The organism is Acetivibrio cellulolyticus CD2, assembly GCF_000179595.2.
Taxonomy (GTDB): Bacteria; Bacillota; Clostridia; order Acetivibrionales; family Acetivibrionaceae; genus Acetivibrio; species Acetivibrio cellulolyticus.
In genome coordinates, this window is record NZ_JH556653.1 from 870,079 (window position 1) to 896,721 (window position 26,643).

Consider the following 26,643-nt stretch of genomic DNA (forward strand, 5'->3'; position numbering starts at 1 on the left):
TGCTCGGAATCAGGCCTTTAGTTTTTTCATGGTGTTCACTAACACTGACAGGCGCTACAAATTCCATGTAAATTTTTCTTCTTATAATATTTTAATTGAAAATACGCAAAATAAAGTCAATAGAATACTAATTCTCCATGGTGAGATTGTAAATACTAGTATAAGGAAAAGGAGAATCAACTTGCATAAGAGAAAAATATTATTAGCTGCAATTTCATTGGCAATTGTTTCATTAATTACTACAACATACATTTATAGGAGTGATATTAAAGCCTTGTTCCAATATAAGGCTGCATTATCATATTACGGCTCAACAGGTCAGGAAGTAAAAAATATCCAATACAAGCTTTCTAATTGGGGATACTATGATGGAGCTATTGATGGGGAATATGGGTATAAGACTTATACAGCTGTACGCTCATTTCAATATAAAAACGGCTTAACTGTTGATGGTGTTGCGGGTCCAGAAACTCTATCCGCATTAGGTCTTTCTACAGGTGCAACAAAGGCAGCTTCAACTTCACCCTCAACTGGAAACAGAAATTTAGACCTTCTTGCCCATCTTATACATGGTGAAGCGCGCGGAGAGCCCTATATCGGTCAGGTTGCCGTAGCAGCGGTAGTGCTTAACAGAACGGCAGACAGCAGATTTCCCAGTACAATAGCAGGAGTAATATATCAACCAGGGGCTTTTGATGCTGTTTCAGACGGGCAAATAGATCTTGAACCTACTTCTCAATCCATCAAAGCAGCACAAGATGCTTTAAATGGCTGGGACCCTTCAGAAGGAGCAGTTTATTACTTCAACCCTGTAACTGCAACAAGCAAATGGATCTGGAGCAGAGAGATAATCAAGCAAATTGGAAAACATATTTTTGCCAGATAGGAATCCAAATTAAAACTATATTTTCGGTTACATTATTATACTATAATTAAAAGCGCAGAGGATAATGTCCTCTACGCTTCTAAACAATCACTTAGCTACTGGTTTAGGCTTAAGCCAATAAGAAAAAAACTTTGAAAAAATAAAGCTTATTATTGATGAAAACAGTACCGTTTTAAAAATCCAATTTACAAAAAGTAATACAACTACACTAGCTACCTGAGCGAACCCACCTTGTAGTCTCAAAAAATATGTATTCGCCCAAAATAAAGCAATCTGGAATGCGATAATTATTATATCAAATAAAATAAATCTGCAAACTATACCCCAAAATGATGCATCTGCTGCACGCTTTCCCTTTGCAAAAAATTTCTTATCAAAATTCATAGCTGCAGGATACCAAAAAAGTATATATATCCGGAAAAACATTAAGCTAAAAAACATTATTCCAATAGTTATAACATCAAAAATACCAGATACAAGTAAAAGCTCCGGCTTTTCCGTAATAGCCGCTCTGGTAATAACAATTGCAGGAATAGAAACAACCAGCATAAACATCACGAATAGCAATGAAATTAATATCACAGAAAATGTTATCCGTGAAATCTTCAAAAAATGCTTCTGCACTCCTTTTGCAAATGTCCCTTTTTCTCTCTTGGCATCTACAAATGAACTATTTAAAACGTTCAGGTACCCGGATAAAATCAAACCAGCAATCAAAGAAACAGCTATTATTCCCAACAAAATGAAAATAATATTTATAGGATTGATACCTGTAATATTTGTTAAAACCATTTGAATCAAATGCATAATGCTGTCAAACATATTTCCTGTTTTTAAAACGGTTAACACATTAGCAACAGGCATGATAAAATTATACTCTATATAACAATATATAAATGTTATTATTCCGAAAATAAGCAGCAATTCCGGTCTTTTCTTAATTGGCTTATAAAAATAGCCTATACCTTTCATATTTTAACCCTCTTTCATAACACTAGTACTTTTTATTTTTAAGAATACCTGAAGCATTACTTTGGATTTTTTATGCCAAAGTTATATTTTCGGCATTCCTTAAGTATATTAATTAATTTCCTTCATGCTTAGTGATATTCTTTTTCTTTGCACCTCAACATCTAAAATTCTCACTTTTACAATATCACCAACAGCTACTACTTCCATAGGGCTTTTTACATACCTGTCGCAAAGTTCTGATATATGAACCAGGCCATCCTGATGCACACCAATATCAACAAATGCACCAAAGTCTGCAACATTCCTGACCGTGCCGGTGAGAACCATACCAGGCCTTAAGTCTTCAATATCAAGGACATCTGTTAGCAACACAGGTTTGGGGAGTTCATCTCTCGGATCCCTCCCAGGCTTTAAAAGTTCATTCAAGATATCTCTTAACGTAGGTATTCCAACACCTATTTCTGAAGCTATTTCGCCTATTCCCTTCTTATCAACTTCCTGCTTCAGTTTTTCAAGCTTCCTTTGCTTTACATCATCCATGCTATAGCCCATACTCTCCAGCAATTTACTTGCCGCAGAGTAAGATTCCGGATGCACAGACGTGCTGTCTAAAACATTTGCTCCGTCAGGAATTCTCAAAAACCCTGCACATTGTTCAAATGCTTTATCTCCAAGCTTTTTAACCTTCTTAAGCTCTTCTCTTTTTTTAAACTTTCCGTTTGATTCCCTGTACTCTACAATATTGCGGGCAATAGATGAATTTATGCCTGAAATATATGATAACAGCGATGGAGATGCAGTATTGAGATCAACTCCTACACTGTTTACACAATCTTCAACTACGCCACCTAAGGATTCACCCAACCTTTTTTGATTCATATCATGCTGATATTGCCCTACCCCAATAGCCTTCGGGTCAATCTTCACCAGTTCGGCAAGAGGGTCCTGAAGCCTTCTTGCTATAGATACCGCACTTCTTAATGCAACATCAAAATCCGGGAACTCCTCGGAACCTAATTTAGAAGCTGAGTAAACCGATGCTCCTGCTTCACTCACTACCATATAATAAAGTTTTCTGCCAAGCTCCTTAATTAAATCCGCAACAAATATTTCCGATTCCTTTGATGCCGTCCCGTTTCCTATGGAAACTATATCAACATTGTGCTTTTCAATAAGATGCTTCATTACCTTCTTAGCTTCTTCAACCTTACTCTGTGGAGGTGTAGGGTAGATAACAGTTGTTTCCAAAACCTTTCCAGTTTCATCAACCACCCCAATCTTACAACCTGTTCTGTATGCAGGGTCAAGTCCTAAAACTACCTTGTCCTTAACCGGTGGTTGAAGCAAAAGGTTTTTCAGATTAGCAGCAAACACCTTCATTGCCTGTTCCTGAGCGTTATCTGTCAGTTCATTCCTCACTTCCCTCTCTACAGACGGAAATATAAGACGTTCATAAGAATCCTCTATGGCCCTCTCAACGTACTCAGAAGTTATAGAACGGATCTTTTTTATGCAATTAGCCTTTAAATAGCTTGTAACCCTTTCACTCGGAACATCAATTTTAACCTGTAAAAACTCTTCCTTTTCACCTCTATTGATTGCAAGAATCCTATGATTGGCGATTTTTGCAACAGGCTCTGAAAAGTCATAATACATGCGATATACCGAGTCTTCCTCTTTCTTTGACTTTGATACAATTGTACCAAGCTTAAAGAACATTTCCCTTATTGCCTTTCTAAACTCAGCATTATCAGAAACATCTTCTGCAATTATATCCATTGCACCATTTAGCGCATCTTCAACCGTATTTACTGCTTTCTCGGCGTCTATAAACGGTGCCGCAATTTCTTCGATACTTCCACTCTTGAGTTCCTGAGAAAACAAAATTTGTGCCAAAGGCTCAAGGCCTTTTTCCTTCGCTATTGTCGCACGGGTTCTTCTCTTCGGTCTAAAGGGTCTGTAAATATCTTCAATCTCTTGCAACGCCACAGCTTTATTAAGCTTTGCAGCTATTTCATCAGTAAGCTTCCCCTGTTCGGCAATAAGCCTTAATACCTCTTCTCTTCTGGCCTCACGGTTTCTCAAATATATCAATCTGTCATACAATTCCCTCAATACCTGGTCATTTAATTCGCCGGTCATCTCTTTCCTGTACCTTGCAATAAAGGGAATTGTATTGCCATCGTCAATTAGCTTTACTGTATTTTGCACCTGAAACGGTTTTAAGTTAAACTCACTTGTAAGTTTGGCATTAATATCTAGCATCTAAATCCTCCAAATGTTTAACATAATAATATTCTCCAAACAATTAATTATATAGTTAAAACATTATTATAATCAAGCCCTGATTATAATAATGTTTTTAGGGTAAATATAATAAAATAATAGATAAGTAGTTTTTCGTTACTTGTTTTTGGGAGTGATGTATATGGAATTAACAAAGAAAGAAAAAATTTTATTATTGGATACAGATAAATTATTAATAAATGAGCTTGCCGGAAGATTTGGCAATGTTGGTTTTGATGTATTGGCAGCTACTGATGTTGATACAGCATTAAAACTCATTGAGGTAGCAAATCCATCAGTGATACTCCTCGACCTCTCCATGAAGACGCCTGATGGTAAAGAATTTTTGACATTACTCAAGTCAAAAAGTACTTTAACAGACGTACCAATAATCATATTATCCCAGGATGCCGACATACACTCTCAGGTCTATGGTTTTCTTCAAGGTGCAAGTGATTATATCGTTAAGCCCTTTCAATTTGCGGAAGTACTTATGCGAGTAAACAACCAGATTAGAACCCGCAATATACAAAAAGAGCTTAAAGAAAAAAACAGGGAATTGATGAAAAGAAATATAATATTAGAGCAGCTGGCAATTACCGATTCATTGACTGAGCTATATAACAAGGGGTATATACTCAAGAGATTAGAGAGCGAGCTTACGCGCTCTGCAAGATATAAAGAGTCAATATCCCTTATCATTATTGATATTGATTATTTTAAGAAAATAAACGACTCCTTCGGTCACATTGCCGGTGATAATATATTAAAGAGGTTATCTAAAAAGCTTGCTGAATCTGTCAGAGATGTTGACATTGTAGCAAGGTATGGCGGTGAAGAATTCCTTGTTATCTGTCCGAACACCTCAATAAGCGGAGCTGCCATACTTGCCGAGAGAATCCGGGAAAATGTCCAAAATGAAATATTTCAAGCAGGCAGCACAAACATTAAATTGACACTCAGCCTAGGGTTAAGTAACTTGTCCCCATCAACGCTAGCTGCTGGTAACTTTAGTTCCGGCAAACTGCTTGAGGAGGCAGATTTAGCTCTCTATAAGGCCAAATCTGCCGGACGAAATAAAGTTGCCGCGTTTATAAATGAGTTAGGCGCTGTTTGTATTGATGACAGGCAAAAATATAAACTTATCTATACAGATACTTCTGATACAAAAAATGATAAGTTCACCCATTAAGTAATTGACTCTATTCGTACCTCTTTAATCAATTTATACACTTCTTCTCTTTTTACTACTCCAATTTCTGCATATTGCGCGTTATTGGCTCCGCAAGCAGAACCAAGCCTTAATGCTTCTTCCATTCCAAGACCTTGTGATAATGCTGTTGCAATACCTGCAACCATTGAATCACCGCATCCTATGGTATTTGCGACTTCAACATGGGGCACATAAGCCCTGAAAGATCCATCCTTTGAAACCAATATGGCACCCTTTTCCCCCAATGAAGCCAGAACAATTTCTACACCTTCTCTTTGAATATCCCTGCAAGCCTCCAATATATCCGACATATCCTTCAACTCTCTATTTACAAGGCTGCCAAGTTCCCTTAAGTTAGGTTTTATCATATAAGGTTTCGCCTCAATACCATGCTTCAGAACTTCCCCGCTAGAATCCAATATAACTTTTATATCATGCTTTTTTGCTTTAAGAATAAGTGTCTTGTATATATCGTTGCCAACGCCTGCCGGAAGTCCTCCAGAACAGACCACAACCTTTGTATTCTGAAGAGCTTTATCATAAACTGAAATTAATTCTTGCAAAGCTCCATCCGTCACTAATGGCCCTGTTTCCAGCACTTCAGTCTCTGTTCCGTTTACTTTGTCAATTATGTTATTATTTGTCCTGGATTCTCCATCAACTTCAATAAAATCCGTCACAGCGCCAAGTTTTTTCAACTGTTGAACCAGCCATTCCCCTGTATGACCACCTTTAAATCCAATGGATAGCACATCTCCGCCTAATGCAGTAATAACGCGTGAAACGTTTATACCCTTGCCGCCTGCCGATCTTATTGTCTCCTTTACCCGGAACATACTGCCAGCCTGAAAATTATCTACAAAGTAAATCTTATCTACAGCGGGATTTAAAACTACTGTTGTAATCATCGCACTCTCCTGTTACATTCCATACTTTCCTTAGATTATAGCATATTGTATTATTTGAAGGGTAATCTTTTTACCGCCTTTAACTACAACTTTAATTAATTACAACTTGACTATAGATGAAAAACTCTAAAACTAAATTTAAAGGATGTTTTTCATCTAACGTAGATAACGTTTAAGTGCCATATAAATTTAACTTTATTGTTCGTTATCTATATTCTCTAAAAATGGATTCTTTCTAACAGCTAATGCGAATAGGTAAGGGTATTCTGCTTTTAAATGTTTCATATAGTAAACCCACTCAGTAATTACAAGCTTAAGTGCCCGTTTAATATCATTAGACAAGTGCTCCATATCATTACCTGGAAGCCCGTATAGACTTTCCCTGCTGTCAAGCTCATCCAAGACATGAAATACAGCCCAAAGCATATCCGTAAACGCATCATGTTCCAACAAATTTGGATTTTCAAACATACCAAGTATGTAACTTTTATGCGTATGCATAAATTCTTTCAAAACAGTCAAATCCATAATACGGCTATCCACGTCAAATTCAAAACTCTCAACGATTTTTAGAGTTCTGTCAAAATCTTCACCGATACAATCACTTTTGATACATATTTTTGCTTTTAAGTCATGAAAATTAAGGTTATATTGTGCTAATAATTTTATTAGAGGAGTTCCTATTTCATTAAAAAATGCACTTATCACAATGTTTATTTTTCTTAGCTTTTCCTGTTTTTCACGCTTGCTTATTATTTGGTCCAGTACTACTGAAACTAAGAACACATTGATCGGAACAAATGCGATATCCTGAAAAAAATAAAAAACTGTGGTTTTTGAGTCATTAAAAACCAGGAACTGAATACCATAAAACGTAAGAGATAACAATATCAGTCCGATGCCCAATAAAACGCTATTATTCAACTTTTTGATTTCAATCTCCACCTTTACATAAATTTAAATCTGTATCATTTTAGCACAATAGTCTATTTTTGAAAATGAAAACATAATTAAATTGGCGTTCCAAAAACACCAAAAAACGGTTCGGAAGCTCCAAACCGTTTTTTTACATATTAAAACCTATGCAAGCCGCATCGAAGATTCCTTCCTTGCTTCCTGCCACCTTCTATTAAGGATTACCAATCCTATTAAGCCTATAGTCAGCTGCCCTATGAGTATAGCATTTACAGATGGAACAATAAGGCTTATCACAAAAGGAAGACCGTCCCATAAGCCATGCAATATAACAACTGTAAGGTAAGCCATCGATACTTTACTGTTAAAATAAAATTTTCCACTAACACTCTCTCGCAATAAAACACTTGCTAAAATAGCCGTCCAGGTTCCATGTCCAACTGGTGATGCCAGTCCACGGATAAGTGTTATTAGTACTGCATAGGACATGCTACCCCCATTTTGTAAAAAGGCAGAAAAAGCATAGCCTGTGCTTTCAAAAGCAGCAAAACCCATACCTGCAGCTGCACCAAGTATAATTCCATCCATCTCGGAATTGTACTTCCTGTTTTTAGCTATAAAGAAAACACCTATTAGTTTGGTTAATTCTTCAATAATTCCTACGCTAAATGATGTAGAAAAAGTTAGCGCACCAATAAAAATAGGTTCAAGCAATGCTGCAGCAGCTGTTCCAAGAATTCCACCATAAAAAAAGCTTATTGAAGTTGAGGACATTCTCACACTAAACCGATCTCTTCTCTCATAAAAAAAGGCTACGAAAGAAACAGGCACCAGAAAATTCCCTGTAAAGATCACAGTAGGGATAAGATTTGGATTATTAGTCAGATTAAACGCCGCAATAGCAGTAATATACAAAAGAAATCCTGTAATTAAAATTCTAAGCCATGAATTACGCGTATGAATAAATGCTGAAATAGTATCTGTCAACTGATTCAACTAATTCACCTACATCTTTATTTTTTATTTTCATTATTTATTTGCCATGCAGAAAACATTATTGCGTAAGGGACAGTTTCCTCAAGGTTTCATTATCTACCTCTTCAATCTCTCCCTTTAATATGCTGAATATAAACTCCTTACCAAGCCCTGTTGCTACTGCATACTCATCGAAGTTCATTCTTCCGCTTGCTCTTCTGATTGTCTCTATCAACTTGTCTGAATTTTTCATTTTGGTTGACTCAGTGCCTTCAATCAATTTAACTACCTCCTTGACTTAAATCAACTGGGATCATTTTCATCTAGAAATACTCTTACAACTTTAGTGTAGTTTCCTTTCTTTATATCCTCAGAAGTTGCATTTTCTCCAAACTTCTCATCGCTAAATCCCGGCGCAACCCTTCGGTCGTCTGATTTCTTCTTTGATTTGTTTTTACCCGCCATAATACTTTACCAACCTTCCAACGCATTTATTTACGAAAAAAATAGCACCTTATCTATAATACCTCAAAGTGCCCCTCATTTATCCATCTAATATTTTCAAATTCTTTTACCTTATTGGATAGGTTAAACAAAGCATTATCTTTATTCTTCGCCTCAATCATTACATCAAAATCCATCTCTGCCTTTTTGGCTGTTTTCAAAAACTTTTCAAACTCTTTTGGTTCAATGTCATCAGCATGGCTTCTGAACTCTTTTAAAGTCTTTGGACTTGAAAAATGAATTTTAGGGGCAAAGTACTCACCATTCCAAGTTTTAAATATATCATGTAGCATGTCCTCCAAAGCTTCCCCATTATTTGCACAATTATGATGATGTACATCCAAAACCATAGGAACCTTCAAGTCCTTGCATATTCCCAATACATCCATCGCAGTATATACTTTATCATCATTTTCTAATATAAGTCTTTTTCTTATTCTGTCAGGCAGCTTTATAAAATTTTCTTTAAATCTTTCTATGGATAGCTCCTTGTCCTTATATACACCGCCTATATGCATAACCAGCTTGTATTTATAGTCCGCAAGCCCCATGGCTTCATATAATTTTACATGGTAATCAAGATCCCTGATTGAATCTTCAAGAACTTTCTCTGAAGGAGAGTTTATAAGCGTGTAATGGTCTGGATGGGCACTTATACGCAAGTCGTTTTCCTTTACAAAATCACCTATCTCAATAAACTCTTCCTTGAAATCCTCTATATAATTCCACTCTTCTATTAAAGGATGTGTTGCTAATGGCACAAGTTTGGAAGTAAATCTGTAGACACTTATGTTAGAAGCCTTATTATACCGAAGTATCCTAAGGGTATTATTAAGATTGTCCCTCGTTATTTTTCTAAGCCTATGCAATTTAGCCTCTTTACTTGCCAGACTTGAAAACGTCTTAACAGTAACAGTACCCGATGGTGAACAATCTTTCAAATTAAGAGTCATCGCAACATACCCTAGTCTTACAATCATATATCTCCCTCACCGAATTTTTATAAACGCAATTCTATTTTATCCATATGAATACAAAATATAAATTCTATTTTTTAAGAGAGTTTATACACCCTATTGTTGAGACTTGAAAGCCTTTAAGACAAACATATATGAATCCTCTTTATATGGAGTACACTTAAAATCGCCATAACATTCATATCTCTTAAATCCTGCTTTTCTTAAAAGCACTATAAGCTCATCACTCTGAACAGGAAGAAGTTCTACAGTGTTTTTTAATGTTCTTGTATCATTACCATCCTTTACAACCAACTTAGTATTAAAATTAATTACATTTCTTCCTGACTGGTAGTCATACTCACGTATAAACTCTATTCCTGCCTCCTGATCCATTATTGGGGGAAGTTCTTTTAAACCAAGCCTTATAATTCTGTCATAATTCATTATCTGTATAATAACAGCACCATCAGACTCTATAAGGCTATACATCTGTTTGAGTGCACCCTCTATTTCTTCAAGGCTGCTGAGATGAACTATAGAATTACCTATGCAGAATAAAACACTATACTTTTGAGACAGTTTTCCTTCAAGTTCAGTCATACTGCAAACAAATGCCTCTATATCTACTTTCTCATTATCAGCCTTTTCCCTGACTTTTCTTATCATTTCAGCTTCAAGATCAACAGCTGTAATTTTATAACCCCTCTTGGCCAGCTCAATTGAATATGTCCCTGAGCCACAGGCAACATCCAGAATTCTAACGCTTTTCCTTCCTGCTGCATCCTCAATAAATCCAAGCTGTTCTTCCCCTGCCGGAAATATTTTGTCATAGTATTTGCCTATCTCGTCGTAGAAGCTCATTTATGCACCCTAATTTCACGTCATAGCCTTAAACTTTATCGCAAAATCCTTTTCTAAAATAATATTTCTGATATCTGAGATATCCCTTCCCTTTTTTGCAAAGTCACCCAATATATTCGCAGATGACGTATCTCCCAAGAGAATCAAGCCTTTAATTATATTATCTTTTAAAACTACTTTCCTATATGCATGCAAATCATTATCGCAGTAAACCAGCGATTCATATTCTTCTTCATTAGGATTTATCATACCCATTGATAAAAATGCAACATCTCTAAGCCTTACCGCATTACTAAAACCTGCATCACTGGAGAATTCCTGAATCTGGCCTGCCATGTTTGAAGCTGCACATTTCCCCTGAGCCAGAGCATTAGGCCATATATAGCTTGAAACTGTACCAGAGTCTCTCTTATTCTGAAGTTCCGCCACATCACCTGCTGCAAATATGTCCTTTATGCTTGTCTCCATATAATCGTTTACAAGAACACCCCTATTGGTTTTTATTCCAGTTCCCTTTACAAGGTCAAGGTTTGGTCTTGTACCTATAGAGATAACCAGCATGTTGAAATCCAGCTTTTCTCCATTTGACAATTCAATATTAAACCCGTTATCCGCAGTAACTCTTTGAACATTGCTTCCAAGTAGAAGTTCTATACCTTCTTTCCTTATCATTTCAACAAGCATTTGGGCAGCAGTAACATCCAACTGTTGAGACAAAATCCTTGATTCCCTTTCAACCAATGTAACGGTCATTCCCAATCTTCTGAGGGCAAACGCAGTCTCAATGCCGGTTAGTCCCGCACCTACAATAACTGCCTTTTCTCCTTTTACAGCATTTCTTATAATATTATCAGCATCTTTTATCGAATTTAGAGTAAAGTATTTAATTTCGTTTAGTCCCTCTATGTTTGGAACTACAGGACTACCCCCAACTGCTAGAAGCAGTTTTTCATACTCAAGCTCTGCACCACCCGTGAGCATGACGATTTTTTTTGTGTAATCAATACTATCAATGTTCTGGCTAAGCAAAAGTTTTATCCTGTTTTGATTATAGTAATTCAGATCTCTCAATATAAGCTTTTCCTTGACAATCTTACCGCCTATGTAATCCGGAAGCATAAACTTTGTATAAACCGGTGTATCTTCCACACTTATAATTGTAATTTCACAGCTATCATTCAGCTGTCTCAACTTTTCAGCCGCAGATATACCTGCCGCCCCATTACCAAGAATCACATATTCCACTAGCCATCACCCTTTACCACTTTTATTGTTTTAAGAATACTGACTTGCTGTAAATAATCTGCTGCTATATATTTGCCCAATCTAAAAGTAAATAAACATAAAAAAACAGATGCAGGTATTTATACCTTTGTAAAGACTTTGTAATTTTTGAATTATACCCATTTTAAATACTCGAAGGGATAATTGCTACAGCTTCAATTTCAATCATTACATCTTTCGGCAGTCTTGCAACCTCTATGCATGATCTTGCAGGATAAGGTGCCCTAAAGTATTCTCCGTAGATTTGGTTGACCAGAGTAAAATCATTCATATCCTTAATGTAAACTGTAGTCTTAATAACATTTTCTAACCCTGTACCTGCTTCAACTAAAACAGCTTTAAGATTTTCCAATACCTGCTTTGTCTGATTCTCAATACCACCACTAACAATGTCGCCTGTAGCTGGATGAATAGGTATTTGACCTGAAGTAAATACCATGTTTTGAGTTTTTATTGCCTGGGAATATGGCCCTATAGCTTTGGGGGCATTACTTGTAGATATAACTTCAATTGACATATAGTATTCCTCCTATATAGAAAATAAATAATCCTCTTTATTATTGAACTTACAACATTATATCCTATTACTCCATTTTTCACCAACCTAAAAAGAACAGGACACCGCAACTAATTGCGATATCCTGTTCTTCTCTTCAATTATTGAAATTTTAAGCTAAAAGCCGTTCTTTTCAGCCCATTCAGCAGCATCTTTAAGTGCTTGCTGATGTTTTGAGTCAACTTTATTTGTCCCATGAGTTCTACTGTTTAAGAAATGAATGTCAAACACGCCACTCATTTTGTTTCCCTTAACTGCGTCCAGATTATCGCCACCACCATAGCCACCACTTCTACTGCTTACATATGTATCAGCTGGTGATCCTTCTACTCCTGCATGCGGCATACCTGCCATGGAAGCTGCCAATTTGCGACCATTAACTGTTAATATAATAGGTCTTCTATCCCAGCCCCAGTCGCCGCCATAAATACTTTTCATTATTTTTGTGTCCTCTGCAGTTAGTGTTTCACAGTCTGCATGATTATGACCATATGTCCTTTTTATTTTAAAAGTGCGCCCAGTATTGATATCGTAAACTTCAGCGATATCGCCTTTTCCCAAAATGTTTTCCGCTCCGCCATACCACGAAACGAGATAACCACCAGTTCTGTCAACACTACCTCTTGATGCAGTTGTTTTTTTCGTAGAAGTGCTAGTCCTTCCTATTAACTTGTTTATTTTAGTCAAAGTTGCATCCCCAGCTACTCCATCCTGATCAAGGCCGTTCTTTTTCTGCAGTTTTTTAACTGCTGCCTTGGTAAGACTTCCGTAATAGCCTGTTGGGCTTGCACTAAGATAACCAAGTTTTTTCAAATCACTTTGTAGCTGTGTAACCCTACTTCCACTCATACCTTCTTTTAAAGCTCCGGAACTACTTGATGATCTGGAAGTAGTATTTGACTTTGCATCTACAAGCTTACTTATTAAAGATATGGTCTTGCTTCCTGCAATACCGTCACCATCTAAGCCATTGCTATCTTGAAGCCTCTCAACCGCTGATTTGGTTAGACTTCCATAATAGCCTGTCGGGCTTACTTTGAGGTAACCAAGTGTCCTCAAATCCTTCTGAAGTGATGTAACGTCACTGCCGCTCATGCCTTCCTTTAATACTTTAGATGCTGCAAAAGTCTGAATAGAACAAACAGAAAACAAATTTACAAAGCAAAACACAAATGCTGCCAGTAATACTGCCTTTTTCTTTAGCATTAAATCCCTCCTCAAGCTTACGAGGTTAGTTGACGGGTTAGGTAGAAGAGAACCCCTCCCAGCGAAGCCGGGATTAACCCCAAGAATATATCCCCCGTTCCTCTAATTTTAATTTAGAGAATTCAGCAAAATAATTGTATCATTTTATGCCTAAATAATAAATGCAAAAATAATACCTTCAATTATTAACTTTTGTACATTCCTTTAATTCAAGTGTGCGCCTTTCTCTTACCCCTATATTTTATACAAATATTTTTAATATGTAAACACTTTGTGGAAAATTGCCACATTTAAAAAAACTAAAAATTGAGTATCTGATTTACCATAAGCATCTTACTTTTTATTTTTTCCTCATTTATAAAGGATTTTTTTAAACTATATTGAATATAAATATAAGTATAATTATGTTTAGGAAAGTGGGTATATTGCAAAAAAGTTCATGTTTGATTTATTATTAAAACACGCAAAATAATTATTATGACAAATAGGAAAATAACAAGTGCTAAAATCAACACTTTATGTTGAAGTTTTATTTAAGAACAAATAATATTAATGAGTCCTACGGCTTTGCTTGACTCTATGATTTACACTATGATAAGAATTGTGAAAGGATGGTCCTTAAATGAAAGCAATTATAATGGCTGGTGGTGAAGGATCAAGATTACGTCCTCTTACATGTGACATGCCAAAACCAATGGTTCCCGTGATGAATGTACCAATAATGGAGCACATAGTTAATTTACTTAAGTCACATGGTATAACTGAAATAGGCGTCACTTTAATGTATTTACCCCAAAAGATCAAGGACTATTTTGGCAATGGCTCTCACTTTGGAGTTAACATCCATTACTTTACTGAAGATACTCCACTTGGAACTGCAGGTAGTGTTAAAAATGCAGAAGAGTTTCTTGATGAAACTTTTATTGTAATAAGCGGCGATTCACTCACAGATATGAATATTGCCCAGGCCATTGAATTCCACAAATCCAAGAAATCTAAAGCTACTCTGGTTTTAACCCGTGTAGACGTACCTTTAGAGTACGGTGTTGTCATTACCGATAAAAAGGGCGCCATAACCGGCTTTCTTGAAAAACCAAGTTGGAGTGAAGTTTTTAGCGATACGGTCAATACTGGTACATACATATTAGAGCCGGAAGTTCTGAATTATATGGAAAAGGGCGAGAAGACAGATTTCAGTCAGGACCTGTTTCCATTATTGCTAGATAAAAGAGAGCCCATGTTTGGCTGCATAATGTCTGATTACTGGTGTGACATAGGAGACCTTCAGGCTTACCTCCAAGCTCATTATGATGCCCTCGAGGGTAAAGTTAAATTGAATATGGCTTTAACTGAGATCAAAGAAGGTATATGGGTTGGTAATGGCGCAATTATTGATCCTCATGCGGTTTTAAATCCGCCCTGTGTAATTGGTGACAATTGCCGGATTGGTAGTGGTGCAGTAATTGATAGTTTTAGTATTCTTGGAAGCAATAATGTAATTGAAGATGAAGCAACTATTAAGAGAAGTGTTCTATGGAATGGAAACTATATCGAATATGGCTCTGAGATAAGGGGTGCTATTCTTTGTAATAAAATCAATCTAAAACATTATGTACGTATTTTTGAAAATGCAGTAGTCGGAGACAATTGCACCATAAATGAACGGGCTATTTTAAAGCCTAATATCAAGATTTGGCCTCAAAAGACAGTAGATCCGTTAGCTATTGTTGATAGAAATATCATATGGGGCTCCAGGCATTCCAAAACAATTTTTGGTGAAAATGGCCTTTCAGGGATAATTAATGTGGATATTTCTCCTGAGTTTGCGACCCGTTTGGGAGCAGCTTATGGTTCTATATTCAAAAAAGGCTCCAAAGTTATTGTAAGCTCAACTACATCGAACTCTGCAAGAATGTTCAAACATGCTTTTATTTCCGGAATGTTGTCTGTTGGTGTCGAAGTCTTTAACATGAGCAGTCTTTTGACCCCGATCTCACGACATGCAATCAGTTTTCTTTCTGTTGAAGGTGGAATACACATAAAGCTAAGCGACGATAATCCAAACAAATTGAGAGTAGACTTTATGGATGCAAAAGGTGCCAGCATCAGCAGAGTTATGGAACGAAAAATCGAAAATTCCTTCTTCCGTGAAGATTTTAAACGTTGTTCCGGCGAAGAAATCAGCCGGCTCAACAATATAACCGATTTTAAAAATTACTATGTACGTTCCATACTCAATGAAATAGATACTGATGCAATAAGAAGTAAGGCTCCCAAGATATGTATCGTTTCACCTTCAGACTTCGTTATATCAATAGTGGTGCCTATGCTCACAGACCTTGGATGTAAGGTTGCAAGCTTTTCGTCCTCAAACTTGAATGAGATTGACACAATTGTCGATGAGATTAAAAGTAACAATGCAAGCTTTGCTGCCTTTATAGACAGTAACGGTGAAACCCTTGTCCTTATCGATAAAAACGGCAATACTGTAAAGGATGATATGTTCATTTCCCTGACCTCACTTATCTCCTTTAAAGCCAATCCGGGATCAAAGGTTGTTGTACCTATAACCGCTCCATCAATAATTGAAATTATGGCAGAAAAATACCATGGCAAGGTTGTACGTACAAAGACTTCACCTCAGGCAGTTATGGAACAAATGCTTAATCACAATCTTTTTAAAAACAGGGAAAATATGAATCAGTTCCTGCTAAACTTCGATGCTCTTGCAGGACTTGTGAAAATTCTTGAATTCTTCTGTGTAAAGGATACGACTTTATCTGAAACACTTAAAGAAATACCTGATTTCTACGTAAGTAAAAAGAAAATTTTCTGTCCATGGGAACTAAAAGGACGGGTTATGAGAAATCTTATAACTGAAAAAAATGGTGAGAAGGTTGAACTCCTTGACGGTGTGAAATTTATACTTGAAAACGGTTGGGCTCTTATCCTTCCTGATGCAGACCTTCCACTTTGCAGAATATATTCGGAGGGGGAAACTCCAAACGTAGCCGAGACAATCTCAGAGAAATATCTTGAAAAGATCAAGGTAATTATTAATTCATAGAAAAAGGAGTCTTTTAAGGTAGGGAGTAATATGCAAACACTGATAATAGCTGAAGACAGCTCAAATAAACGAATTGACAAAGTTTTAAAAGAAAAGTACCCAAATATGCCTCAAAACTTTATGTATAAAGCTTTTAGAAAAAAAGATGTAAAAGTAAACGGTATAAGGGTTAAAGAAGATTATATAGCCAATCTTGGCGATAAAGTTGAAGTATATATAATTGATGAAATTCTGGAAGGTAAGAGTATATCCGAACCTACAGATTACTTCAAAGCATTTACAGTCATATATGAGGATAAAAACCTGTTAATCGTCAATAAAAAACAAGGTATCCCTGTACATCCAGATAAAGATCAGGCAGAGAATACCTTAATTGACCTCGTAACTGCGTATATACGAGAAAAAGAAGTTACAAGCAAAACATCCGGATTTTCACCTGCACTCTGTCATAGGCTTGACCGTAATACTGGCGGACTAATAATTATTGCTAAAAATAATGAAGCCTTAAAGGTAATGCTGGAAAAAATCAAAAACAAAGAAGTAAAAAAGTATTACCAATGCTTAGTAAGAGGCAAGATGGAAAAGCCCCAAGGTATCCTTAAAGCTTACCTTGAGAAAGACGAAAGAAAAAGCCGGGTTTACATTAACGATTATAAAACGAGGAACTCTCTTGAGATAATTACCAAGTATAAAACACTTTCAATCATTGACAATATAACAGCTGATGACAGTGCAAGTTTATTGGAAGTTGAACTGGTTACAGGACGAACCCATCAGATAAGGGCTCACATGTCATATATAGGTCACCCAATAGTGGGTGACGGCAAATATGGCGACAACACTTTAAACCGAACACTTAAAGCAAAATACCAAGCTCTGTGGGCTTACAAGTTGAAATTTGAATTCAGTAAAGGCGGAGGTATTCTAAACTATCTCAACGGAAAAGAATTTAAAGTTATGCCGGATTTTAGCAACATTCTCCCGATAAGAAATATCTAAAATCCGAAGTAATATTTCAACTATTAAAGTCCCCGATTGTTTAAATTCATTCGGGGACTTTTCATTATGCCTTTTATATAGTAACCATAAGCTATTTACCTATAAACTGTTGTACCAGCATTTTACCATATTTAGAACTATCCACAATACCTATTCCTGTATAGTTAAATCCTGAATTCAAAATATTCTTTTTATGACCTTCAGAATTCATCCATGCTTGAAACGCACCTTCAACAGTTCTGTTCCCTGCTATGTTTTCTCCTGCTGTCTTAAAGCTAATACCAAACTGTCTCATCATATCAAAAGGTGAGCCGTAAGTTGGTGATTGATGTGAAAAATAATTGTTATCAACCATGTCTTTTGCTTTCAATCTGGCTACTTTCATAAGTTCAGCATCAAATTGAAGTGAGCCCACTCCTGCATCTGCTCTAGCTTTATTAACAAGATTCAATAATGTCTGATCATCCTGGGTTACCCCTGTAATCGGTGTCGAAATTATTGATGCTGTTGGCTTTGGTGTAGCAACAACCTTTGGAACTGTCTTTGTTTTTCCTGTTGAACCTTTACCGGAAGTTGTTGTCTTATTAGTAGTTGTCTTGTTAGTAGTTGATGCCTCTTTGATAAACTCTCCGGATACTGCCCCTACGCACCTTGATTCTGGTTCATAAACTGCATACCAATCTCCCAACTTTCCAATAACATTTACCCATTGGCCCTTCTTAAGTACACATACAACAGGGAAATTTGTTGAAGGCCCCTGCCTTACATTCAAAAGGTTAGCAGTTACAACCGCTGATATAAAATTAACCTTTTCAAATGTAGGCGCTGCGTTGATACTCCTTGAGTCAAACCCCGAAAATCCTAACCCTACAGTAAATATGATCGACAAAACAATCAGTAAGACCAATTTCCTGTTCATAATAATCCCTCCAAATCTGCTTAATTTTCCATTACAAATAAATATTTTTATATTTGGTTTATAAACAATAGTATTGACATATTTAAACGAATTATTTACATAGTAATTCAAGAAAATGAAAAACTTTTTTAGATTTTAAAAAAATGATAATCTTTACAGATATCGCAGGCATTAAGTTATTTTCACATAAAAAACAATCACTGCCTTGCAATCTTAGCAGTGATAATATATAATTTTTTTAATATTGAATTGTAAAGGAATTTGATTAACAGATGATAGTGGGAATTGGCCAGGATAGTCATAGGTTTGACTTTGAAGACAATGATAAAAAATTAATACTTGGAGGAGTAGTATTCGAAGATGCTCCACCTCTTGACGGCAATAGTGATGCAGACGTGATTCTCCATTCTATCACCAATGCAATCTCCGGTGTAACATGTGTAAATATACTTGGAGCGGTAAGTGACGATTTGTGCTTGAATAAGGGCATAAAGGATAGCAGTGTATATTTAAAAGAAGCGCTTAAATACTTGGACGAAAAAAAGATAGTCCACATTTCCATTTCCATAGAGTGTCTTATACCAAAGATAACACCTAAAATACCTGAAATGCGAAAAAGTATATCCGAGTTACTTGGCATACCTGAAAGTGCTGTCGGAATCACCGCTACAACAGGAGAAGGTCTCACCCAATTCGGCCAAGGAAAAGGAATTCAGGTCTTTAGCTGTATTACAGTTGATTAATCCTCATTTACTTTTTCTTTAAAGGAATAGTTATTATTATTGATGTTCCTTTACCTTCTTCACTTTCGACGCTCATGGTTCCAGCAAATTTCCCTTTTATTGTTGAATACGACATATAGAGACCTATGCCGGTTCCTTTCTCTCCCTTAGTAGTAATCATCTCTTTTAACAATTTGTTTTTTACTTTTTCAGGTATTCCGGAACCAAAATCTCTAACTGTTATTTCAAGATTACTCATCTTTTTATCAAATACTAAATCAATTTTTCCAGGTACCCCATTATAAGCTTCTATTGAATTTGAAACGAGATTGTTCAACACCTGAACAAGGTTGTTAATTTCCCCCTTTATTTCCGTAAGTTCGCTCGTCCTCATATCAGTTTCCAAATGACATTGGTACTTCTTGAGCTCATGATTCATGAGAATTTGAACCCTTTTAGCCAAGTCGCTTACCGTAAAACTTTCCACTGAAGATTCATTACAGTTGACAGCCTGTCCTTTAACTGCCGATATAATATCAGACATATAGGAACAGTATGGTCTTATTTTTTTCACCCATTCTCTCATTTCTTCAGCAATCTCATGATGATCTTTATCCGTAACACTTGCATCATCAATAGAGCTGTCATATTCAGAAGCAAGGTCTTTAAGGGCCTCAAGGCCTCCTGATATTGACATAATTGGAGTTTTAAAATTATGCGCTATTCCACCTATCAGCTGCCCCAAAGATGCAAGTCGCTCCTGTTCCATCATTATAGAATGCTTTTCAGAATACTCTTTGTCAACGGAAAAGCTGTATCGCCTTACTAGTAATATAGAAAAAATGAAACCAAAAGTTACGCCAATCAACCCAAGATAGAATATCTTTGTACCAACATTAGTTATAGCACTCGTTATAGAAGCTACAGGTTTAAGTAAAATAATTCTCCAGCCAAGCACTGTTCCCTTAACCTCTTTAATGTTGCAAAATGTCACAAGATGTTCTTTCCCCTCAATTTTTTTCATAATACTTCCGTTTTCCTGTATGATAGCGTCATTAATGAAATTAGCGAAATCGGTCTGTGAAAAATCTTCATTTAAAGCTCTATTGTATTGATTCATTATGAAATTTCCACTACTATTTACCATATAGATTTTACCGCCATTGCCTACTTTAATGCTTGAAATCAAATCAAACAAACACGACTCCTTATAATTTATTATAAGCATTCCATGACTGCTAAGGGATGTTGGCGTATATATTCCCTTAACAAGTGAAACAACCTGACCGTATGCGCCTGCACTTGCGAATGTTGTATCAGAATCCGATGTATAAGTGCCAATCCATGCCGACTTTTTACCGCTGTTTTTAGCCAGCTGCACTACATGGTATGTTGAAACATCTTTTAATATATTAGGTCTTTGCTGACCTGAAGTAATGTACTCCATTGAATTTGTAACAACTACTATATCTGCTATATCCGATCTGTTTACAGCATAATTATTTAATATATTTTCTATTTTTCTAATGCAATCAGCCTTTTCATGCTCATCTTTTGTCGAATTCAACTGCGCAACAAGTTCGGACAAGTCATTATCCCTTGATATTGTAAGAGCCAAATCATCCAAATTCCCTAATATTGTCTCTACATTTTTTGAAGTCTGTTTTACTAGCTGAATTGCACTTTGTTTTGTATTGTTTAGAATGGATTGTGAAATCATTCTAAATGAAATAAAACCAACAACAGTAATAGATAATATGACAATCATCACAATACTAAAGTTTAATTGCCATGCAACTTGTATCTTCTTTTCATTTATATCAGGCAAATAACCAATAGTTTTCCTTCCTTTAAACTTAACCATTTTCTCACTCTCCAAAGTTAAAGAATGGATAAAACATACCTTGCATTTAACACCCTACTAGTTCTTTCCAGGGCATGGGATAGATATAGTTATTGCAGTCCCTTTCCCTTCCTCACTTTCAATGCTCATAGAGCCTCCAAACTTACCCTTTATAGTAGAGTGTGACATATATAGACCCAAACCAGTACCATTTTTACCTTTTGTTGTTATCATTTCCTTTAGCAATTTCTTTTTAATATTTTCTGGGATTCCACAGCCATAATCCTTTTCAACTATCTCCAGATTATTTGCCTTTTTGCTGATTATTAAATCCACTTTCCCGCCTTCTCCATTATATGCTTCTATTGAGTTGGATATAAGATTGTTCAGTATCTGAACCAGGTTATTAATTTCCCCTGTTATTTTCATATTTTCATTGACTTTAATATCTATATTTAATTCACATTTATTTTTTTTAAGTTCATGGCTCATTAATATCTTTATTCGCTTTATAAGTTCTTCCACCGTAAAGTTAAGGCTTGTTGAGTTGCTTAAATTTGTCGTCTGACCTTTTACTGCTGATATTATATCCGACATGTATGAACAATAAGGTTTTATTTTTCCGATCCAGTCCGATATTTCAGATGCAATCTCATGATGATCCTCACGAGTCACCTCCGAATCACCTATAGAATTGTCATATTCGTTAATTAGATCACTAATGGCCTCAAGGCCACCTGATATAGACATGATTGGTGTCTTAAAATTATGCGCTATTCCTCCTATCATTTGTCCTAAGGAAGCAAGCCTCTCTCTCTCCATTGCAATAGAATGCTTTTCAGCATATCTCCTATCTAACTGAGAGTTATATATTCTAGTTATAAACGCGGCTACTATTAATCCCAACAATATACACGCAAGTCCTATAAATAAAAGGTATATCTTTGCATTTGTAACCCCTTTTGTTATTGAAGAAACAGGTGTCATATCTACAATTGTCCAGCCAAGCTCAGTCGCTTTTATTTTTTGAATAGTGTTATATGTTATGATATAACTCTTTCCATCAACTTCCTTTATATCCCCTCCGTTTTTTTTGTCCAATAGCTCTTTTACGAAATCATACTCAACAATTTGACCGTTTAATCTCCTATTCTGTGCATTCATTACATAGTCACTATCTTTACCTACAATAAAAACTTCGCTATCGTTTGAAAGCTTTATGCCCGAAATCAAACTGTATAAGTATGATTCTCTGATATTTATTAAAAGTATACCTTGACTTTGAAGACTACTTGATGAGTAAATTCCCTTGACAACTGAAAATACCTGTCCATTTTCACTACGCCTAAAAGTTGACTTTACATCAGTAGTATATGTATCAATCCATAAAGACTTTTGTCCTTTTCCTCTGAAAGTTTTAACCGCATAGTATGATGCAATATCGTCATACAAATGCGATGATTTAGTTCCACTTGTAATAAATGTATTGTCATTCATAATGATGGAAACATCGACAATGTATTCTCTTTGCTGGCAATAACTATCTAAAATTTCACCAATCTTTCTGATATTTTGAGCCTTCTCATGTTCGTCAGTAATAGTACTAATCTCAAAGACTCTATTGGCTATTGAATCATCTCGAGACATAGTCATTGCAAGGTCATCAAGCTCTTCCAACACTGTTTGAATATTTTTTACTGTTTGTTTTATAAGCTCTGTAGAACTCTCACCCGCATTTTCCAGCATAGAATTTGATATCATATTAAATGATGCAAAAACTACTACCAATATGGAAAACATAAATATAGATGCAAAGGCAATATTAAGCCTCCACACATTAGCCATATTTTGTTTTTGTGAAGAATGCAGAATACGGGATAATAGCTTTTTAGGACTAAAAAACATATTCCTACCCCTCCAAAGCTGAAGTTATATTTTCACCTTCTTAAAATCAAGAAATACATTGAACTCATAAGCAAAAAATCAAAGATGTGAAATAACACTAACTTAATATAATATTCTACATTTTTTTGAAAATTCCTCTATTAATTCTTTCTTGGTGCATGAACCAAACTAGCTTCTAAAGAGGACATTTTCTCTTTTGAAAAGTGAAAGCGCAATTTTTAATGAGATAATAACATATACAACTGAAGAGGCAAGTGCCAGTATTAAATATGTATAATTAATGTTTAAACCTAACACCATCTTAAATGCAGATATAGTATTTAATACAGGTACTACAAACATATATAAAGGTATTTCGTTTGGCTGCATTAAAATGGTTGCATATCCCGGAATCATTGCAACTATTATCAGAAAAGATAAATAAGTTTGCGCTTCTCTGAAGGATTTTGCATAAGTGCTTAATGCTATTTGAATTCCAGCAAAGGTCATTCCCATCAACGTAGCTATCAATAAAATCAATGCAATTGCGGCACCGGGAATGCTAAACGCTGAAATTTGCGTACCTGTTCCCATTGTAATGGATCCAGGGTCTATTATGAGCCCCAAAGCCATACCCATAATTGAAGTTATGACCGAAACAAATGAAAATAGTGTTATGGCCAGATATTTTCCGATTAGCAAGGAAGACCTGCTAGACTTTGTTGTGAGAAGCGGTTCGAAAGTATTTCTTTCTTTTTCGCCTGCAACCAAGTCAGTTGCGGGTGCTGTACCTCCTGCTGATATAAGAATAACTAACATTATAGGAAGAATCATAGAAAGTATGCTTAAACTTGTCTTGCCCTCGTTTGCAATATTGTCCTCTTCGATTTTCACCGGTTCTAGAATTTCATCATCTATACCAACCGTTGCTAGTCTATCCTTGACAATTCTTCCATTGAACGCGTTAATTGCCTCTGCAATTATACCTATACTTCCTTCCGATTTTGTCTGGGACTTGTCATATATCAACTTAATAACAAACGGCTTGCTCTTTTCCAGCTTGGATTTATAATCCTTCTCAAAGTCAAGAACTATACGCACCTTTGAATCCGTAATAGCAGCTACAGGGTCATCAACATCTATAAGGCTGATATTGGGAAAGTCAGCTATTATCTCGTTTTTTACGAGATCTCTAATTTCTTTTGTATTAGACTCCTGACTTAGCGCAATGGTAACATTCTGCGCAATATCATTCTGCATATTCTGAACGCTTCCTCCAGCCAACATGCTCAAAAGCGGAATGATGACCATGGGAACTACAATGCTTGTAATTATAGTTTTTCTGTCCCTTACAATATCCTTTACCTCTTTTGTAAACACAATCCATATATGCCTAAGATTCATGCTTGTCACCTACCAATCGGATGAATATTTCTTCAATGTCATTACTGCCATATTTCTCCTTGATATCATCAATCTTACCTTTCTCTATTAGTTCTCCTTTGTGTATAATCGCAATCCTGTCACATAACTTTTCAACCTCACTCATGGTGTGACTGGAAAACACTATTGTTTTCCCTTCCTTTTTACATGTTCTGATAAATTCATGAACATCTCTTATAGCACTAACATCAAGTCCAGATGTAGGCTCGTCAAAAAGCATTATATCGGGATCATGAATAATTGATCTTGCAAATGCAACCTTTTGTTTCATACCCTTCGATAACTTTCCTGCTCTTCTGGTAATATACTCTTCCATTCCAAATGTTTTTGCAAGAATTTTTATTCTCTCATCTATTTTTGCTTTGCTCATATCATTCAATTCGCCAAAATAGCTTATATTCTCTTCACATGTCAATCTATCGTAAAGACCTGTTTCCCCTCCAAAAAGAATGCCAATCTTTGACCTGACTTTTTCAGGCTCGGATACGATATCAAATCCAGCCATTGTTGCTGTCCCTGATGTAGGCCTTAACATTGTTGCAAGCATTCTTAATGTTGTAGTTTTTCCAGCTCCATTTTCCCCTAAAAGTCCAAATATTTCACCCTTTTCAACTTGAAAACTAACTTCCCTGACAGCTGTAAAGGTTCCAAACTGCTTTGTTATATTTTCAATTTTAATCAATGTCAGAACACGTCCTCTCAAAGTTCTTCTTCTGCATTTATAATAGCCTCTGCAAATATTAAATCTTCCTTTGTTGTTATCTTAATATTATTGTAGTTTCCCATGACCAGCTTGGTCTTAAAACCCAGCCTTTCGGCAAGAACAGTATCATCTGTTCCTACAAAATTATCTTTCTTAGCACATTTGTGAGAATCCATTATTATATTGTATTTGAAAGCCTGTGGAGTCTGAACAGCCCACAAGGTACTTCTATCAGGAGTTGAATCAACAAAACCTTCACTATTTGAAGACTTGATAGTATCCTTAACCGGAACTGCTACTGTTGCTACTCCGCATGCTATTGCTGCCTCAATACATCCAATAATACTGCCTTCATCAACAAAAGGCCTTGCTCCATCATGAATAATCACAACATCTGCCTCATCACATACTTCTTTTAGCCCATTAAAAACAGAATCCTGCCGAGTTAAACCACCTGTAACTACACACTTTATTTTCTTAAATTTGTAAGCATCAATTATATTATCTTTACAATACAAAATATCGTCACAATGCACTACAAGAATAATCTCATTTATATAATCTAGGTCATCGAATTTTCTAAGGGTTCTTGCAAGTATCGGTGTTCCACCCACCTTAATGTACTGCTTATTCATATCCATATTCATCCTGGTTCCCTTACCCGCTGCAACAACAACCAGGCTCGCATATAATTTGTTATGTTTAATCATAGACAACGCTCCAACTAAAAAGATACTATCATAATAAAAGAAACTGAAAAAAATGTAAATAAAAATATCCATGGTCTTACCCCATAGATACCTTGATTTTACATTCTGATAATCATATTAAAATATATAGTTCAGTAGCTTACTAATACGAATATTTATATTAAATATTTAAAAACTTGCTTATAATCTTTTCTATCTCAATTGCATTCATGTTTTTAGCCAATACAAGTTCACTTATAAGTATTTGTTTTGCACTGCTAAGCATTTTTCTCTCACCGGTAGAAAGCCCTTTTTCTTTTTCTCTTACCATCAAAGACCTTACAACATCAGCAACCTCATAAATATTTCCGCTTTTAATCTTTACCATATTCTCCCTATAGCGCTTGTTCCAGTTGCTATTTGCACTATTGTTCTCCGCTCCAAGAACAGAAAAAACTCTATCAGCATCCCGCTCACTTATTACTTCTCTAATACCTATTCCCGTAACATTCTTTGTAGGAATCATTACCTTCATATCTCCTATAGGAATCCTAACAACATAATAACTCTGCTTGCTACCTAGTATTTCCCTTTCCTCAATAGACTCAATAATCCCAGCTCCATGCATGGGATATACAATTCTATCACCTACATTATACATATACACTCCTCCAGTAAACAAAAAACACCGAAATTTTCATCTCTGTATTCGTTTCCTAAATTTCTCTAATTCTATCTACCTAAAACAAATAACAAATCCTGATTTCTATTGCTAACAACACTAAAACATAACAAGTTAAACATTTCTCGCAATAACTTAATTATTTTGAAAACTTTGAGAAACTAAAC

24 protein-coding genes and 1 riboswitch are annotated in these 26,643 nt (G+C 35.8%); of the genes, 5 read left to right on the top strand and 19 right to left on the bottom strand.

From position 1 onward, the window contains the following. Window positions 1-223: 223 nt before the first annotated feature. Window positions 224-886, top strand: a complete 663-nt coding sequence (gene sleB / locus ACECE_RS0206045; protein WP_407636654.1) for a spore cortex-lytic enzyme — start codon at window positions 224-226, stop codon at window positions 884-886. An 87-nt stretch (window positions 887-973) separates the two neighbouring features. On the opposite strand, the gene ACECE_RS0206050 is transcribed toward sleB, so the two are convergent. Beyond that, window positions 974-1,858, bottom strand: coding sequence for a hypothetical protein (locus ACECE_RS0206050; RefSeq protein WP_010245467.1), 885 nt, complete (start codon window positions 1,856-1,858; stop codon window positions 974-976). A 108-nt stretch (window positions 1,859-1,966) separates the two neighbouring features. Further along, window positions 1,967-4,123, bottom strand: coding sequence for a Tex family protein (locus tag ACECE_RS0206055; protein WP_010245469.1), 2,157 nt, complete (start codon window positions 4,121-4,123; stop codon window positions 1,967-1,969). A 163-nt stretch (window positions 4,124-4,286) separates the two neighbouring features. Between ACECE_RS0206055 and ACECE_RS0206060 the strand changes: the two genes are divergently transcribed. Continuing rightward, entirely contained in the window at window positions 4,287-5,336 is a 1,050-nt protein-coding gene (locus tag ACECE_RS0206060; protein WP_010245473.1) for a diguanylate cyclase, read from the top strand. Here the strand turns inward: ACECE_RS0206060 and pfkB are convergent. From pfkB to ACECE_RS0206110, 10 genes are all read right to left on the bottom strand, one after another. Then, window positions 5,333-6,265: a 1-phosphofructokinase gene (gene pfkB / locus ACECE_RS0206065; RefSeq protein ID WP_010245476.1), complete on the bottom strand. Its 933-nt coding sequence runs from the start codon at window positions 6,263-6,265 to the stop codon at window positions 5,333-5,335. The genes ACECE_RS0206060 and pfkB overlap by 4 nt on opposite strands. A gap of 195 nt (window positions 6,266-6,460) precedes the next feature. After that, window positions 6,461-7,210, bottom strand: a complete 750-nt coding sequence (locus ACECE_RS0206070; protein ID WP_162862495.1) for a hypothetical protein — start codon at window positions 7,208-7,210, stop codon at window positions 6,461-6,463. A 135-nt stretch (window positions 7,211-7,345) separates the two neighbouring features. Further along, window positions 7,346-8,176, bottom strand: coding sequence for a PrsW family intramembrane metalloprotease (locus ACECE_RS0206075; RefSeq protein ID WP_010245483.1), 831 nt, complete (start codon window positions 8,174-8,176; stop codon window positions 7,346-7,348). Window positions 8,177-8,234: 58 nt separating this feature from the next. Continuing rightward, entirely contained in the window at window positions 8,235-8,435 is a 201-nt protein-coding gene (locus tag ACECE_RS0206080) for a hypothetical protein (protein WP_010245486.1), read from the bottom strand. Between the two features lie 23 nt (window positions 8,436-8,458). Beyond that, complete coding sequence (locus ACECE_RS30995) at window positions 8,459-8,620, bottom strand: hypothetical protein (RefSeq protein ID WP_162862496.1); 162 nt, start codon at window positions 8,618-8,620, stop codon at window positions 8,459-8,461. Between the two features lie 53 nt (window positions 8,621-8,673). Next, window positions 8,674-9,639, bottom strand: coding sequence for a UV DNA damage repair endonuclease UvsE (uvsE, locus tag ACECE_RS0206090; RefSeq protein WP_010245488.1), 966 nt, complete (start codon window positions 9,637-9,639; stop codon window positions 8,674-8,676). 93 nt (window positions 9,640-9,732) lie between these two features. Further along, on the bottom strand, window positions 9,733-10,479 hold the full coding sequence (locus ACECE_RS0206095; RefSeq protein WP_010245491.1) for a class I SAM-dependent methyltransferase: 747 nt from the start codon (window positions 10,477-10,479) through the stop codon (window positions 9,733-9,735). 15 nt (window positions 10,480-10,494) lie between these two features. Beyond that, window positions 10,495-11,724 carry an NAD(P)/FAD-dependent oxidoreductase gene (locus ACECE_RS0206100; protein WP_010245493.1) on the bottom strand — a complete coding sequence of 410 codons (1,230 nt, stop codon included), beginning with the start codon at window positions 11,722-11,724 and terminating at the stop codon, window positions 10,495-10,497. Window positions 11,725-11,887: 163 nt separating this feature from the next. Then, a complete protein-coding gene (locus ACECE_RS0206105) occupies window positions 11,888-12,280 on the bottom strand; it encodes a RidA family protein (RefSeq protein ID WP_010245495.1) in 393 nt (130 codons plus the stop codon). Window positions 12,281-12,436: 156 nt separating this feature from the next. Continuing rightward, the gene (locus tag ACECE_RS0206110) at window positions 12,437-13,525 is read right to left on the bottom strand and encodes a peptidoglycan-binding domain-containing protein (protein ID WP_010245498.1); all 1,089 of its coding nucleotides are present in this window, start codon (window positions 13,523-13,525) and stop codon (window positions 12,437-12,439) included. Continuing rightward, window positions 13,526-13,663: riboswitch (cyclic di-AMP (ydaO/yuaA leader) on the bottom strand. It abuts the gene before it with no gap. Window positions 13,664-14,147: 484 nt separating this feature from the next. Here ACECE_RS0206110 and ACECE_RS0206115 point away from each other — a divergent pair. After that, entirely contained in the window at window positions 14,148-16,592 is a 2,445-nt protein-coding gene (locus ACECE_RS0206115) for a mannose-1-phosphate guanyltransferase (RefSeq protein WP_010245501.1), read from the top strand. A 30-nt stretch (window positions 16,593-16,622) separates the two neighbouring features. Next, window positions 16,623-17,591 carry an RluA family pseudouridine synthase gene (locus ACECE_RS0206120; protein ID WP_010245504.1) on the top strand — a complete coding sequence of 323 codons (969 nt, stop codon included), beginning with the start codon at window positions 16,623-16,625 and terminating at the stop codon, window positions 17,589-17,591. A gap of 91 nt (window positions 17,592-17,682) precedes the next feature. Here the strand turns inward: ACECE_RS0206120 and ACECE_RS0206125 are convergent, their stop codons facing one another. Beyond that, a complete protein-coding gene (locus ACECE_RS0206125) occupies window positions 17,683-18,510 on the bottom strand; it encodes a CAP domain-containing protein (protein ID WP_010245506.1) in 828 nt (275 codons plus the stop codon). A gap of 272 nt (window positions 18,511-18,782) precedes the next feature. Between ACECE_RS0206125 and ispF the strand changes: the two genes are divergently transcribed. Then, on the top strand, window positions 18,783-19,253 hold the full coding sequence (ispF, locus tag ACECE_RS0206130) for a 2-C-methyl-D-erythritol 2,4-cyclodiphosphate synthase (protein WP_010245508.1): 471 nt from the start codon (window positions 18,783-18,785) through the stop codon (window positions 19,251-19,253). 7 nt (window positions 19,254-19,260) lie between these two features. Here the strand turns inward: ispF and ACECE_RS0206135 are convergent, their stop codons facing one another. The 6 genes from ACECE_RS0206135 to ACECE_RS0206160 form a co-directional block, all read right to left on the bottom strand. Continuing rightward, entirely contained in the window at window positions 19,261-21,096 is a 1,836-nt protein-coding gene (locus ACECE_RS0206135) for a sensor histidine kinase (protein WP_010245511.1), read from the bottom strand. A gap of 57 nt (window positions 21,097-21,153) precedes the next feature. After that, window positions 21,154-22,980: a sensor histidine kinase gene (locus ACECE_RS0206140; RefSeq protein WP_010245513.1), complete on the bottom strand. Its 1,827-nt coding sequence runs from the start codon at window positions 22,978-22,980 to the stop codon at window positions 21,154-21,156. Between the two features lie 168 nt (window positions 22,981-23,148). Continuing rightward, window positions 23,149-24,363, bottom strand: a complete 1,215-nt coding sequence (locus tag ACECE_RS0206145; RefSeq protein ID WP_010245515.1) for an ABC transporter permease — start codon at window positions 24,361-24,363, stop codon at window positions 23,149-23,151. After that, window positions 24,353-25,084, bottom strand: a complete 732-nt coding sequence (locus ACECE_RS0206150; RefSeq protein WP_010245518.1) for an ABC transporter ATP-binding protein — start codon at window positions 25,082-25,084, stop codon at window positions 24,353-24,355. The genes ACECE_RS0206145 and ACECE_RS0206150 overlap by 11 nt, the downstream gene beginning before the upstream one ends. Window positions 25,085-25,101: 17 nt before the next feature. Continuing rightward, complete coding sequence (ispD, locus tag ACECE_RS0206155) at window positions 25,102-25,815, bottom strand: 2-C-methyl-D-erythritol 4-phosphate cytidylyltransferase (protein WP_026073723.1); 714 nt, start codon at window positions 25,813-25,815, stop codon at window positions 25,102-25,104. Window positions 25,816-25,975: 160 nt separating this feature from the next. Continuing rightward, window positions 25,976-26,455: a CarD family transcriptional regulator gene (locus ACECE_RS0206160; RefSeq protein WP_010245524.1), complete on the bottom strand. Its 480-nt coding sequence runs from the start codon at window positions 26,453-26,455 to the stop codon at window positions 25,976-25,978. Between the last annotated feature and the right edge of the window lie 188 nt (window positions 26,456-26,643).

Coding starts and splice junctions, on each gene's coding strand:
- ispD (WP_026073723.1), bottom strand. CDS start 25,815: ATGATTAAACATAACAAATTATATGCGAGCCTGGTTGTTGTTGCAGCG.
- ACECE_RS0206110 (WP_010245498.1), bottom strand. CDS start 13,525: ATGCTAAAGAAAAAGGCAGTATTACTGGCAGCATTTGTGTTTTGCTTT.
- ACECE_RS0206160 (WP_010245524.1), bottom strand. CDS start 26,455: ATGTATAATGTAGGTGATAGAATTGTATATCCCATGCATGGAGCTGGG.
- ACECE_RS0206135 (WP_010245511.1), bottom strand. CDS start 21,096: ATGGTTAAGTTTAAAGGAAGGAAAACTATTGGTTATTTGCCTGATATA.
- ACECE_RS0206055 (WP_010245469.1), bottom strand. CDS start 4,123: ATGCTAGATATTAATGCCAAACTTACAAGTGAGTTTAACTTAAAACCG.
- uvsE (WP_010245488.1), bottom strand. CDS start 9,639: ATGATTGTAAGACTAGGGTATGTTGCGATGACTCTTAATTTGAAAGAT.
- ACECE_RS30995 (WP_162862496.1), bottom strand. CDS start 8,620: ATGGCGGGTAAAAACAAATCAAAGAAGAAATCAGACGACCGAAGGGTT.
- ispF (WP_010245508.1), top strand. CDS start 18,783: ATGATAGTGGGAATTGGCCAGGATAGTCATAGGTTTGACTTTGAAGAC.
- pfkB (WP_010245476.1), bottom strand. CDS start 6,265: ATGATTACAACAGTAGTTTTAAATCCCGCTGTAGATAAGATTTACTTT.
- ACECE_RS0206095 (WP_010245491.1), bottom strand. CDS start 10,479: ATGAGCTTCTACGACGAGATAGGCAAATACTATGACAAAATATTTCCG.
- ACECE_RS0206145 (WP_010245515.1), bottom strand. CDS start 24,363: ATGAATCTTAGGCATATATGGATTGTGTTTACAAAAGAGGTAAAGGAT.
- ACECE_RS0206125 (WP_010245506.1), bottom strand. CDS start 18,510: ATGAACAGGAAATTGGTCTTACTGATTGTTTTGTCGATCATATTTACT.
- ACECE_RS0206060 (WP_010245473.1), top strand. CDS start 4,287: ATGGAATTAACAAAGAAAGAAAAAATTTTATTATTGGATACAGATAAA.
- ACECE_RS0206140 (WP_010245513.1), bottom strand. CDS start 22,980: ATGTTTTTTAGTCCTAAAAAGCTATTATCCCGTATTCTGCATTCTTCA.
- ACECE_RS0206105 (WP_010245495.1), bottom strand. CDS start 12,280: ATGTCAATTGAAGTTATATCTACAAGTAATGCCCCCAAAGCTATAGGG.
- ACECE_RS0206120 (WP_010245504.1), top strand. CDS start 16,623: ATGCAAACACTGATAATAGCTGAAGACAGCTCAAATAAACGAATTGAC.
- ACECE_RS0206050 (WP_010245467.1), bottom strand. CDS start 1,858: ATGAAAGGTATAGGCTATTTTTATAAGCCAATTAAGAAAAGACCGGAA.
- ACECE_RS0206115 (WP_010245501.1), top strand. CDS start 14,148: ATGAAAGCAATTATAATGGCTGGTGGTGAAGGATCAAGATTACGTCCT.